The 12360-nt window shown below is 68.1% G+C and carries 14 protein-coding genes; 11 read left to right on the top strand and 3 right to left on the bottom strand.

Going from position 1 to position 12360, the window contains the following annotated elements; translation table 11 throughout:
* Positions 1-3: 3 nt before the first annotated feature.
* Entirely contained in the window at positions 4-1599 is a 1596-nt protein-coding gene (locus tag BW990_RS08830) for a sodium:solute symporter (RefSeq protein ID WP_076447239.1), read from the bottom strand.
* Between the two features lie 95 nt (positions 1600-1694).
* On the opposite strand from BW990_RS08830, the gene BW990_RS08825 reads away from it, so the two are divergent.
* Both BW990_RS08825 and BW990_RS08820 read left to right on the top strand, forming a co-directional pair.
* Positions 1695-2564 carry a 50S ribosomal protein L11 methyltransferase gene (locus BW990_RS08825; protein WP_076447237.1) on the top strand — a complete coding sequence of 290 codons (870 nt, stop codon included), beginning with the start codon at positions 1695-1697 and terminating at the stop codon, positions 2562-2564.
* The gene (locus BW990_RS08820) at positions 2534-3031 is read left to right on the top strand and encodes a hypothetical protein (RefSeq protein WP_143526126.1); all 498 of its coding nucleotides are present in this window, start codon (positions 2534-2536) and stop codon (positions 3029-3031) included. The genes BW990_RS08825 and BW990_RS08820 overlap by 31 nt, the downstream gene beginning before the upstream one ends.
* Before the next feature lie 86 nt (positions 3032-3117).
* Here BW990_RS08820 and BW990_RS08815 read toward each other — a convergent pair whose 3' ends face one another.
* Together BW990_RS08815 and BW990_RS08810 are read right to left on the bottom strand one after the other, a co-directional pair.
* The gene (locus BW990_RS08815; protein ID WP_076447231.1) at positions 3118-3330 is read right to left on the bottom strand and encodes a DUF1127 domain-containing protein; all 213 of its coding nucleotides are present in this window, start codon (positions 3328-3330) and stop codon (positions 3118-3120) included.
* Positions 3331-3564: 234 nt separating this feature from the next.
* Positions 3565-4461, bottom strand: coding sequence for a DMT family transporter (locus BW990_RS08810; RefSeq protein ID WP_076447228.1), 897 nt, complete (start codon positions 4459-4461; stop codon positions 3565-3567).
* A gap of 162 nt (positions 4462-4623) precedes the next feature.
* On the opposite strand from BW990_RS08810, the gene ruvC reads away from it, so the two are divergent.
* The 9 genes from ruvC to tolB all read left to right on the top strand — a co-directional run bounded on the left by ruvC (position 4624) and on the right by tolB (position 12315).
* Positions 4624-5124 (top strand): crossover junction endodeoxyribonuclease RuvC, encoded by a 501-nt coding sequence (ruvC, locus tag BW990_RS08805; RefSeq protein WP_076447226.1) that lies wholly within the window; start codon positions 4624-4626, stop codon positions 5122-5124.
* The gene (gene ruvA / locus BW990_RS08800; RefSeq protein WP_076447223.1) at positions 5121-5789 is read left to right on the top strand and encodes a Holliday junction branch migration protein RuvA; all 669 of its coding nucleotides are present in this window, start codon (positions 5121-5123) and stop codon (positions 5787-5789) included. The genes ruvC and ruvA overlap by 4 nt, the downstream gene beginning before the upstream one ends.
* Positions 5786-6811: a Holliday junction branch migration DNA helicase RuvB gene (gene ruvB / locus BW990_RS08795; protein WP_076447220.1), complete on the top strand. Its 1026-nt coding sequence runs from the start codon at positions 5786-5788 to the stop codon at positions 6809-6811. Before ruvA ends, ruvB begins: the two co-directional genes overlap by 4 nt.
* A 524-nt stretch (positions 6812-7335) precedes the next feature.
* The gene (locus tag BW990_RS08790) at positions 7336-8028 is read left to right on the top strand and encodes a hypothetical protein (protein ID WP_234990195.1); all 693 of its coding nucleotides are present in this window, start codon (positions 7336-7338) and stop codon (positions 8026-8028) included.
* Positions 8029-8037: 9 nt separating this feature from the next.
* Entirely contained in the window at positions 8038-8427 is a 390-nt protein-coding gene (gene ybgC / locus BW990_RS08785) for a tol-pal system-associated acyl-CoA thioesterase (RefSeq protein ID WP_076447217.1), read from the top strand.
* Between the two features lie 112 nt (positions 8428-8539).
* Complete coding sequence (gene tolQ / locus BW990_RS08780) at positions 8540-9235, top strand: protein TolQ (protein ID WP_076447214.1); 696 nt, start codon at positions 8540-8542, stop codon at positions 9233-9235.
* A 3-nt stretch (positions 9236-9238) separates the two neighbouring features.
* Positions 9239-9718 carry a protein TolR gene (gene tolR / locus BW990_RS08775; RefSeq protein WP_076447211.1) on the top strand — a complete coding sequence of 160 codons (480 nt, stop codon included), beginning with the start codon at positions 9239-9241 and terminating at the stop codon, positions 9716-9718.
* A gap of 13 nt (positions 9719-9731) precedes the next feature.
* Positions 9732-10904 carry a hypothetical protein gene (locus BW990_RS08770; RefSeq protein ID WP_076447208.1) on the top strand — a complete coding sequence of 391 codons (1173 nt, stop codon included), beginning with the start codon at positions 9732-9734 and terminating at the stop codon, positions 10902-10904.
* A gap of 91 nt (positions 10905-10995) precedes the next feature.
* Complete coding sequence (gene tolB / locus BW990_RS08765; RefSeq protein ID WP_076447205.1) at positions 10996-12315, top strand: Tol-Pal system beta propeller repeat protein TolB; 1320 nt, start codon at positions 10996-10998, stop codon at positions 12313-12315.
* Positions 12316-12360: the final 45 nt, after the last annotated feature.

Below are 12360 nucleotides of genomic sequence, written 5' to 3'. Positions count from 1 at the left end.
CGCCTACCAGAAGCCCACGAGGATCGCGACCATCGCCACCGCCAGCAGGACCGCCCAGAGCTTCACGTTCTTCCACAGCGGCGCATCGTCCGACAGCGCATCAAAGGCCATGTCGGGCGACCAGACCACATCGGCCAGTTCTTCGTCGCTGCGCGGCTGGCCGACCCGGCTCACCAGAAAGAAGATCGCGCAGGAGACCAGCGTCATCAGGCCCACATTCGTGGTGTAATGCAGCGGCCAGTGGCCGAGCTGCGTGGCGATGAAGACGCCGAGACAGATCGCATGACCGAGCGCGAGCGTCAGGAACGCCGCATCGCCCGTGCCCTTCTTCCACAGCGCGCCCAGCATGAAGATCGCCACGATCGGCGGCACCAGGATCGAGAAGGCCTGCTGCAGATAGTCCCAAAGCCCGCCCATATCGTCGATGAACGGCGCCCAGAGGATCGCCACCACCATCAGGACCAGCGTGGTCACGCGGCCGATATTCCTCTGCTCGGTCGGGATTTTGTTCCCGGCATCGAGGAAATCGTGGCTGATCAGCGTCGAGGAGGAATTGAGCGTCGAGTCGACGCTCGACATGATCGCCGCGACCAGACCCGCCAGCACTAGGCCGGTCAGGCCCGCCGGCAGGATCGTCGTGGTGATCGTGGGAAACACCATGTCCGCATTGGGCAGGTCGGGCATGACCGCCAGCGCCATCGCGCCCGGCAACACCATGATGAACATCGGCAGGATCTTCAAAAAACCGCCGAGGATCGCACCGCGCTGCGCCTCGCGCAGATCGCGCGCGCCCAGAACGCGCTGCACGATGTACTGGTTGGTGACCCAGTACCAGAAGCCCAGGATCGGCACGCCGAGGAACAGGCCCGGCCAGGGCAGCACGTCGTCGCTGCGGGGCTGGATGAGCGACAGGTGATCTTCCTCCGGGATGGCGGCCTGTACGTCGCTCCAGGAAAAGCCCAGATCGGAGAACAGAAAATAGGTCATCAGCGCCGAGCCGAAGATCAGCACGACCGCCTGCAACACGTCCGTATAGACCACCGCCTTCAGGCCGCCCGACGCGGTGTAGATGCCCGCAAAGAGGCCGATGCCCACGCAGGTCTGCCAGATCGGCACATCGGGAAAGAAGGTCTGGACCACGACACCGCCCGCATAAAGCCCGCCGGCCGTATCGACGATCACCGTCAGCAGGATCGTCACCGCCGAGAAGTAAAGCCGCGCCCGCCGGTCGAAGCGGCGCTCCAGCCATTCGGGGATGGTGGTGATCCGCGCGCGGAAGAAGAGCGGCGCGAAAATGAAGGCCAGAAGGATCAGCGGAATGCCCGCCATCCATTCATAGGCCGAGGTGGCGATGCCGGTGGTGTAGGCGGCCCCCGTGAGACCGATCAGCGTGGTCGAGGAGATGTTGGAGGCGAACAGCGAAAAGCCGACGATGCCCCAGGTCAGCGTGCGCCCGGCAAGGAACAGATCCTCGCCGCTTTCGGTGCGTCGGCTGACCCACACCCCGATGGCGACCACGATGGCGAAATACCCCGCCAGAACCCACAGATCGAGCGCGGTAATGGCGCTCTGGACCGCTTGCGACGCATCGCCTTCCATGGAAGAAGCCTCCCTAGACTGAGATATAGGGGCCCAACTCCGCTAAAGGTGAGTTGTTCCGACATCAATCAACCCCGCGCCGAAAGGGCCCGCCCATGCCGACCTTCACCGCTTTCACGACGCTGCCGGGCAAGGATCAGGGCGAGGCGCTGGGCGACGCGCTCGAGGATCTCGACCCGGTGCCGACCGGCGTCGGCGTGTTCGAGATCGAGGACGGGTCGGGCCTGTGGGAAGTGGGCGGCTATTTCGAGGCCCCGCCGCCCGAGATGGAACTGGCGCTTCTGGCCGCCGCCTATGGCGCGAAGCCTTTCGTGATCTCCGAACTGCCCGAGACCGATTGGGTGGCGAAGGTGCGGCGCGACCTGTCGCCGGTCGAGGCTGGGCGCTTCTTCGTCTATGGCAGCCACGATGCGGACCGGGTGCCTGCGGGCGCCGAACCCCTGCTGATCGAGGCCGCGATGGCCTTCGGCACCGGCCATCACGGCACCACGCTGGGCTGCCTGCGCGCGCTCGACCGGCTGATCGACGCGGGCGCGGTCAAGCACAACGTGATCGACGTGGGCTGCGGGACCGCGGTGCTGGCCATGGCGGCGGCGCGGATCTGGCCCGAAACGGCGCTCGCTTCGGATATCGACGCGGTCGCGGTCGAGGTGGCGGAGGCCAATGTCCGCGCCAACGACCTTTCGGGCCGGGTGCGGTGCCTCGAGGCGGTGGGGTTCGATCACCCCGAGATCGCCGCGGCGGCCCCCTTCGATCTGGTCTTCGCCAACATCCTCATGGCGCCGCTGATCGAGCTGGCCCCCGAGATGGCGCGTCATTCCGCGCCGGGGGCGCATGCGATCCTGTCGGGCATCCTGAACGAGCAGGCCGACGAGGTGGAAACCGTTTATGTCCAAAACGGATACAGCCGGGCGCATCGCGAAGAAATCCAGGAATGGACGACACTTACGCTGCTGCGCGGCTGACGCGGGACCTCTGCGCGTTAACCAAGATGCCCCGCTTCCGGCGCAATCCTCTAAAATTCGCCTCAATTGGACGCTATCTGGACACCACTGCGAGTGTTGATTTTTTAACGGTACATGAGGCTGCCATGGAAAGTGTGCAGAAGAACTTTCTGCGTCGTCGGCGGGCGATCCGGAAGAAGCATCGCCGCCTGGCAGGCGGCTACGTCACGCGCGTCAACCGGATGGGTGTGATCGAGCACCGACCGCGGCGCTCTTTAGGGCGGATCACGATCATGCCGCTCGTGCTGCTTGCCGCAATGTTCCTGGCCTTCAAGGCCGTGCTCTACGTCCAGCTGGGCGAAGAGGCCTATCTGTCCCATCTCGACAATCTCACCACCGGCAGCGCCGTCGAACGCGCGGGCGCGATGGTGATGCAGATCGACCCGGTGACCGAACGGGTCCTTGGGCTGATCGAGACCCATCTCTGAACCGGGCCGCCGCCCGCACATGAAAAAGGCCTGCCACGCGGATCGCGGCAGGCCTTCGTCTTTTTTGGGCTGTCGCCTGGCGCGGCTCAGCGCGTCTTGCGGGCGACGCGCTCGATATCGGCGCGGGTCAGGCCCACATCGTCGAGCTCCCGGTCGGTCAGCTGCGACAGCTTGCGACGGGTGACGCGACGCTGGTTCCAGTCGGAGGCGACGGAGGTGGCGGTGACGAAAACGGAGCCGATCCGGCTAGCCATGCCAGCGGGGCCCATGAGCGGGTTGTGCGAGTCGAGAAGGGTCATGTCGAGGTCCTGATAGGAGGAAGCGATCTGCTTTGTCCTGCGCAATTAGAGATGCGCAAACCCCTAAACAAGCGGCAGAAATCGCATAGCACGCATGCTTTTTGTGCATAGTGAAAACACGGTGGCGGGCGGGTGTCGCAACTGCCCGTCAAAGGGTCGGAAATTTTCCGTTCCGGTGCGGTTTCGCACCCGGATCGCGGTGGCGCTTCGACGCGTTCGGCCAATTCCCGCCGATCAGCCGGACTGCCCCGGCGTGCGCTTTACCGGCCAGACCTCCAGCACGCCTGCGGCCAGCACCATCGCGCCGCCCAGAATCTCGATGCCCGAAAGATGCTCGCCTGCGAAAAGCGCCGCGGTGGCTGAGCCGATCAGCACTTCGGCCATCAACAGGATGCCGGTCCGCGCCGGATCGAGCTGGCTGCTGGCCCAGATCAGCCCGATCATCGACAGCGCCCACCAGAGCGCGCCGGTCACCGCCGCGGTGCCCAAGCCCCGCGGCCAGTCGGGCGTCACCGCGGCGCCCGTTCCCGGCAGAAGCGCCGCCATCACGAGCGATGCCAGCGCGGCCCCGAAGGCGAAAATGCAGGCCGCCTCGACCGGGCCGACCGGGCGGCGGACGCGCATCCCGGTCGTGGCAAGCGACCAGCCGATCCCCGAGGCCAGCCCCATCCATTCTCCGGCCGTGCGCGGCAGCGGCCATTCGCCCTCCGCCCCCAGCATCGTGGCGAGCCCGGCAAGCCCGACCGCGATCGCCGCAAGCCGCAGCGGCGGCGTGCGCCATCCCAGCACGTACCGTGCGATCAGGGTGCTCCAGACCGGGGTCAGGAAGAACAGCAGAATGATGATCGCGACGCGCCCGTAATTGAACCCGACCGAATAAAGCGCGAAGGCCGCGCCCCCCAGCGCCAGCGCAGCCAGCGTCACCCGGTCGGCGGCCATGAGCTGCGCGCGCCGCCGGATCGCCAGCGGCAGCAGAAGAAGCGCGGCACTGAGCGTGATCGCCACCGTGCCCCAGGCGCCGTCCAGGCCGACCTCTGCCAAGTGCCGAACCGGCAGCCAGTAGAGGCCCCAAAGCGTGCCCGTCCCGATGACGACCATCGTCGCAAGTCGATTTGTCCGGTCCTGATCCATGCCTTGCCGCTACCCCATGCGGCGGGGCGTGGTAAAGGGCGGGGCGGGGCCTGCGACTGCGGCGCGCAGGTCGCAGATATGGCCCGGTCACAGCTTGGGCCCTTGGCGGATGTTCTCTTTTCGTGCTAGTGCCTGAGGCAACAACAAACGGGCAGGGCAATCGTGGTCAGGGTATTGGGAATCGATCCGGGATTGCGCAATCTCGGCTGGGGCGTGATCGACGCCGAGGGCGGGCGCCTGCGCCATGTCGCCAACGGCACCTGCCATTCCACCCCCGGCGATCTCGCGCCGCGGCTGCTGTCGCTCTACCGCCAGCTCTGGGAGGTCGTGGAACGCTATACCCCCGGCACCGCCGCGGTCGAACAGACCTTCGTGAACAAGGACGCCGTGGCGACGCTGAAGCTCGGCCAGGCCCGCGCCATCGCGCTTCTGGTGCCCGCGCAATTCGGTCTCGAGATTGGCGAATACGCGCCCAACAAGGTCAAGAAGACGGTGGTCGGCGTCGGCCATGCCCACAAGCAGCAGATCGACCACATGGTGCGGATGCAGCTTCCGGGCGTGACCATCCATTCGCCGGACGCTGCCGACGCCCTGGCCATCGCGATCTGCCATGCGCATTATTCCCGCGCACCCCAACTGCGCGTCGCCGGGGCGCGGCCATGATCGGGCGCATCGCGGGGCGCGTCGAGTACAAGGGCGACGACCATGTGCTCGTGGATGTGCGCGGCGTCGGCTACATCGTCTTCTGTTCGGACCGCACCCTGGCGCAGGTGCCCGGCCCCGGAGAGGCGGTGGCGCTCTTCACCGATCTTCTGGTGCGCGAGGATATCCTGCAGCTCTTCGGTTTTCCGAGCCTCGTGGAAAAGGAATGGCATCGCCTGCTGATGTCCGTGCAGGGCGTCGGCGCCAAGGCCTCGCTCGCCATTCTCGGCACGCTCGGGCCGGACGGCGTGAGCCGCGCCATTGCGCTCGGCGACTGGAACGCGGTCAAGGCGGCCAAGGGGATCGGCCCCAAGACCGCGCAACGCGTGGTGAACGAGCTGAAGGACAAGGCGCCGTCGGTCATGGCGATGGACCGGGCGCCTTTGCGCTCCGCCGCGCCCGACGATCTGGTGATCGACGGGGCGGATGCGGTCCCGCCTGTCGTGTCCAGCATGCGCCCCTCCCATGCCTCGGCGCAATCCGAGGCGCTCTCGGCGCTCGGCAATCTGGGCTACGGGCCGGGTGAGGCCGCAAGCGCGGTCGCCCAGGCCGCCTCCGACGATCCCAAGGCCGACACGAGCGCGCTGATCCGCGCCGCGCTCAAGCTCTTGGCGCCCAAGGCATGACCGGGCCGGACCCCATCCTGCGCCCCGAGACCGGGCCCGAGGACCGCGACCGCGCGCTGCGCCCGCAGGTGCTGGACGATTTCGTCGGCCAGGCCGAGGCGCGGGCGAATCTGCGGGTCTTCCTGCAATCGGCCCGCACCCGCGGCGAGGCGATGGACCACACGCTCTTTCACGGTCCGCCCGGTCTCGGCAAGACGACGCTGGCGCAGATCATGGCGCGCGAACTCGGGGTCAATTTCCGCATGACCTCGGGCCCGGTGCTGGCCAAGGCCGGCGATCTCGCGGCGATCCTGACCAATCTCGAAGCGCGCGACGTGCTCTTCATCGACGAGATCCACCGCCTCAACCCGGTGGTCGAAGAGGTGCTCTACCCCGCGCTCGAGGATTTCGAGCTGGACCTCGTGATCGGCGAAGGCCCCGCGGCACGCACGGTCCGGATCGAGCTGCAGCCCTTCACGCTGGTCGGAGCGACGACGCGCCTCGGGCTTCTGACCACGCCGCTGCGCGACCGCTTCGGCATCCCGACGCGGCTGCAATTCTACACCGTCGAGGAGCTCGAGTTCATCGTCGCCCGCAATGCCGAGAAGCTGGGCATCGCGGCGCATCCCGACGGCGCGCGCGAGATCGCCCGCCGCGCCCGCGGCACGCCGCGCATCGCCGGCCGCCTCCTGCGCCGCGTGGTGGATTTCGCGGTGGTCGAGGGCGACGGCACGATCACCCGCGCGCTGGCGGACAACGCGCTGACGCGGCTGGGCGTCGACGGGCTGGGCCTCGACGGGGCGGACCGGCGCTATCTCGGCCTCATCGCCGAGAATTACGCCGGAGGCCCGGTGGGGATCGAGACCATCGCCGCGGCCTTGTCCGAGCCGCGCGACGCGATCGAGGAGGTGATCGAGCCCTACCTTCTGCAGCAGGGCCTGATACAGCGCACGCCGCGCGGGCGGATGCTGGCGCAGAAGGGCTGGTCGCATCTGGGCCTGCCCGCACCGCGCGCCCCCGGACAGTCCACGCTGTTCGAATAGCCCCCGCCGCGGCTTCCTGCCGAGGAGGGGCCGCCGCCGCCAAGGCCCAAGCCCCCAGCCGCACCCGCCCCGCCACCCCGCCCGCGCGTCCCACGTCTGGCGGGCGCGCCCCGCCCCTGTCACGGCCGGACCATAAATACCTCCGGGGAGCGCGAGGGGCTGGTCCCTCGCTTTTCGGAGTGCGCCGATCGCCCAAGGGCATCGGCGAGGGGGCTGGCCCCTCGCTTTTCGGAGTGCACCGATGACCCAAGGGCATCGGCGCCATGGCTGGCCCCGTGCTTTTCCAAACGCGCCGATGGCGCAAAGACATCGGCGCCACGCCGCGCCCCTCGCTTTCTCCCCGCGCCATCCACGCCATGCCCGACATGGCGCGACACCCGCCCCGAACGTCGCCCCATCTCCCCCATTCCGACCCAAGCGTCCCCAACCGCTCCGCGCCGCGCAGCGGCGCGCGGGTCGGCGGGCGCAGCCCGTCGAAAGCCCTCCCTTGCCAGCCGCCGCCCGGAATGCGACACCCCCACGCCATGACCGATGCCACCACCGACACCATGACCGATGCCATGAAAGACGATCCGCTCACGCTGTCGCCCGAGGCCATCGAGACGCTCTTCACGCGCTCGGACGACCAATATCTCTTCGCCCGCTGGGGCCGCGCCATTGCGCCGGTCATCTTCGGCGTGGACGATCCGACCATCGCCACGATCAAGGGCGCTTTCGAGGCGGTCGTGGCGCTTGCCGGCCACACGCTGACCGAGACCGATCCCGAGCTTGGCGCCAATTGCATGGTGTTCTTCTGCCGCGACTGGAACGAGCTTGCCGAGGTACCCAATCTCGACCGGCTGATCGACGGGCTCGGGCCGCTCGTTGCGCGGCTCGAAGCCGCCGATGCCAACCAGTACCGGGTCTTCCGCTTCGACGCGGCGGGGGCGATCCGGGCCTGTTTCATCTTCATCCGCATGGATGAAGAGATGTCGCAGCTTCCCGCCGAGACGCTGGCGCTGGGCCAGGTGGTGCAATCGGTGCTGCTCTGGTCCGACCGCGCCTTCACCGACCGCTCGGCGCTGGGACAGCTCGAGGATGGCCGCGTGGTGCTGCGCCCGGATATCGCGGGGCTCATCCGCGCCGCCTACGATCCGGTCCTGCCCGATGTCGCGCAGGACGCCAGCCATGCGCTGCGCCTGCATGCCCGCATGATCGCGGCACCCCCCGCCGCCTGAGGAGGCCCCATGTCCCACACCTTTACGGTCCGCGTCTATTACGAAGACACCGACATGGCGGGCATCGTCTATTACGCCAATTACCTGCGCTATATCGAGCGGGCCCGCTCGGACTGGGTGCGCGATCTCGGCATCGACCAGAACGCGATGCGCGAAAACGACGGCGTGGTCTTCGTCGTGCGCCGGGTCGAGGCCGACTACATCGCGCCGGCGAAATTCGACGATCAGCTGGAGGTGCGCACCGTCACGCGGTCGGTCTCCGGCGTGAAGCTGGCGATGGGCCAGGAGGTCTGGCGCGACGACACGCTGCTCTTTCGCGCCGAAGTGCTCGTGGTCTGCGTGAACGCCGCCGGTCAGCCCGCCCGGCTACCGGCGAATATCCGCCAAAAGCTGCATTAGCGCCGCGCCCGGAAAGCAATTCACCGCATTGTGTTGGAATTGACCCGCGACTTGGCGTATCCCTTCGGGCAAACGCGGCCCGACAAGAGGCCAAGGCAGAAAGAGCAGGCTCATGGAAACGGAAACTCTGGCGCTGGCGCAGGAGATTGATTTCTCCATGTGGGCACTGTTCGCCCGCGCGACCTTCACCGTCAAACTCGTGATGCTGTCCCTGGTGGTGGCCAGCTTCTGGTCCTGGTCGATCATCGTGCAGAAGATCGTCTCCTATCGCTCCGCGAAGGTCGAGGCCGATCATTTCGACCGCGCCTTCTGGTCCGGCGAACCGCTCGACGAGCTCTTCGACCAGATCGGCATGGACCCCAAGGGCCGGTCCGAGCGGATCTTCGCCGCCGGCATGATGGAATGGCGCCGGTCGCATCGCGACGATGGCAATCTCATCGCGGGCGCGCAGGCGCGCATCGACCGGTCGATGGACGTGGCGATCCAGAAAGAGGCCGAGGACCTGCAGGGCGGCCTAGCGGTCCTCGCAACGGTCGGGTCGGTCACGCCCTTCGTGGGCCTCTTCGGCACGGTCTGGGGCATCATGCATGCCTTCGTCGAGATCGCGCAGCAGCAGAACACCTCGCTCGCTGTCGTGGCCCCGGGCATCGCCGAGGCGCTGCTGGCTACCGGCCTCGGCCTTCTCGCGGCCATTCCGGCGGTGATCTTCTACAACAAGCTTTCGGCCGATGCCGAGCGGCTGATCGGCGGCTACGAGGCCTTCGCCGACGAGTTCTCCACCATCCTCTCGCGCCAGCTGGACGGCTGAGCGATGGGCGCCGGGGTCACCAAATCGGGCGGGGGCGGGGGATCGCGCCGCAGGCGGCGCCGGTCGGGCCGCGCCCAGCCCATGTCCGAGATCAACATCACGCCCTTCGTGGACGTGATGCTCGTGCTGCTCATCATCTTCATGGTGGCCGCGCCCCTCCTGACCGTGGGCGTGCCGATCGAGTTGCCGAAGACGGCCGCCACCGCGCTGCCCTCCGACAACGAGGAGCCGCTGACCGTGACCATCGACGCGGCGGGCGGCGTGACGATCCAGACCACCCAAGTGCCGCAGGATCAGCTGGTCTCGCGGCTGCGCGCCATCGCCGAGGAACGCAGCGACGACCGCGTCTACCTGCGCGCCGACGGGGCGGTGCCCTACGAGACGGTCGCGCAGATCATGGGAGCGCTCAATGCCGGCGGCTTTTCGTCCATCGGGCTCGTGACGGATATCGGCGGCCCGTCTCTGAACGCCCAGGGCAATTGAGGGGGCATCCCCAATGACGCCCTCCCTCTCCGCGCGCAAGATCGGGCAGATCGTCTCGGGTGTCGGGCACGGCGTCCTGATCCTGTGGCTGCTCTTCGGCGGCATCTTCCGGCCCGATCCCGATCCGGTGCGGGTACAGGACGTGCAGGTCCTGTCCTCCGAGGAATTCGCCGCGCTGTCGCAGCCCGCGGCCCCGCCCGAAGCCGCCTCCGAGATCGACGCGCCGGTCGCGCCCGAAGCGCCCGAGGTCTCGCCCCGCGCGCCCGACACCGCGCCGCCGCCGACCCCGCGCCCCGCACCGGAAGCGACCCCCGAACCGGCGGCGGAAGCGCCGCCCGAGCCGGTGCTGCCGACCCCGCCCGCCGAGGTCACCGACACCGCGCCCGCGTTGCCCCAGCCCGCGCCCGAGACGCCCGCGCCGGAGATCGCCGAGACGCCCACCCCCGATGCCGCCCCGCGGGTCGCGCCGGAGCCCGTGGCGCCGCCCGCGCCCGATGCGCGCGTCGCCGAGGAGGTGCAGGACAGCGTGTCGCCCGACGCCGAGACCGACGCGGTGGCGGATGTGGTCGAACAGGAGGCCACCTCGCCCGAGGAGGCCACGACCGAGATCGTGACCGAGGCCGAGCGCCCCGCCGCCGCGCCGACCGCCTCGATGCGCCCTGCCGCACGCCCGAACCGTCCCACGCCGACACCCGCTCCTGAGCCTGAGCCCGAACCCGAAACCCAGACCGCCCAAACGCCAGACGCTCCCGAACCGCCCGACCCGCCGGAACCGGACGCGCCGTCGGGTGTCGAGGCCGCGCTGGCCGAGGCCCTCGGCGGCGGCACCACGAGCCCGCAGCCCGACCTGCCCACCGGCCCGCCCATGACCTCGGGCGAGCGGGACGCGCTGCGCGTCGCCGTACAAAATTGTTGGATAATTGATCCGGGTTCTCCTGCTTCACGCGTAACGGTTGTAGTCGGCTTCGAGTTGACAGAGGCGGGGCGCTTGATCCCGGATAGCTTACGCCTCATTGAAGCGAACGGTGGCGACGAGACCGCAACAAATGTCGCATATAGAAATGCACGATCCGCGATCATTCGGTGCGAAGCGCAACGTAACGGCTTCCCGCTGCCGCCCGAGAAATACGCCCAGTGGCGCGAGATCGAGATGGTCTTCGACCCCTCGGGCATGCGGTTGCGCTGATGACCCCCGGCGCGCGCATAACCGTCATTTGTGTCCGCGCGCAGGCTTGCCTAAGCTCGCGCGCACAGGTTCGTCCCGGAAAGGTTCGCCGATGAAAACGCTTGTCTCCTGCCTTCTGGCCCTCACGCTCGCGCTTCTGGCGCTGCCCGCGCAGGCGCAGGGTCCGCTGCGGATCGAGATCACCGAGGGCGTGATCGAACCCTTGCCGTTTGCCGCGCCGACCTTCGTCGCGGGCAGCGCCGAGACCCAGGCCTATGCGCAGGAGATCACCCAGGTCGTCCGCTCGGACCTGACCGGCACGGGGCTCTTCCGGCAGATCTCGCAGGATGCCTTCATCAGCCAGATCACCAGCTTCGCCTCGCCGGTCCAATTCGCCGATTGGCGCGCGATCAACGCCCAGGCGCTCATCACCGGGGAGGTCAGCCTCGACGGCTCGGGCCGGGTGATCGTCAAGTTCCGCGTCTACGACGTCTTCGCCGGCACCGAGCTCGGCCAGGGCATGCAATTCGTGGGCACCCCCGACGGGCTGCGCCGGATGGGGCACAAGGTCGCCGACCAGGTTTATTCCCGCATCACCGGCGAGGGCGGCTATTTCGACAGCCGCGTCGTCTTCGTCTCCGAACAGGGGCCGAAGGATGCCCGCCAGAAGCGGCTGGCGATCATGGATTACGACGGCGCGAACCTGCAATATCTCACCGACAGCTCCTCCATCGTGCTGGCGCCGCGCTTCTCGCCCTCGGGCGACCGGGTGATCTACACGAGCTACGCCACCGGCGAGCCGCGGGTGCATGTGCTCGACGTGGGCTCGGTGCAAAGCCGCATCCTGCCAACACAGCAGGGCCTGATGAGCTTCGCGCCGCGCTTCGCGCCTTCCGGGCAGAGCCTGCTCTATTCGGCGACCACGGGCTCGAACACCGACATCTTCGCGATGGAGATTGCCACCGGCCAGACCCGGCAGCTGACTTCCGCGCCCTCGATCGAGACCGCGCCCAGCTTCTCGCCCGATGGCAGCCGCATCGTCTTCGAAAGCGACCGTTCGGGCAGCCAGCAGCTCTACATCATGCCCGCGAGCGGCGGCGAGGCGACGCGCATCAGCTTCGGCGAGGGGCGCTACGGCACGCCGGTCTGGTCGCCGCGCGGCGATCTCATCGCCTTTACCAAGCAGAATGCGGGCCGCTTCCATATCGGCGTGATGCGCACCGATGGCTCCGAGGAACGGCTGCTGACGGCCTCCTTCCTCGACGAAAGCCCGACCTGGGCGCCCAATGGCCGGGTCATCATGTTCAGCCGCGAAACCCAGGGCGCGACCGGCGCGTCGTCGCTTTATTCGGTCGATATCTCGGGCCGGAACCTCAAGCGCGTGCAGACGCCCGCAGGCGGGTCGGACCCGAGCTGGGGGCCGCTGCAATAGACCACTCGGCCGCGTTCGGCGGCGATTCACTTACCCGGCGCGATA

It is taken from the genome of Roseivivax lentus (genome assembly GCF_900156805.1).
Lineage (GTDB): Bacteria > Pseudomonadota > Alphaproteobacteria > Rhodobacterales > Rhodobacteraceae > Roseivivax > Roseivivax lentus.
Note: the sequence above shows the minus strand (reverse complement) of the source record. Positions and strands in the feature narration are given on the sequence as shown.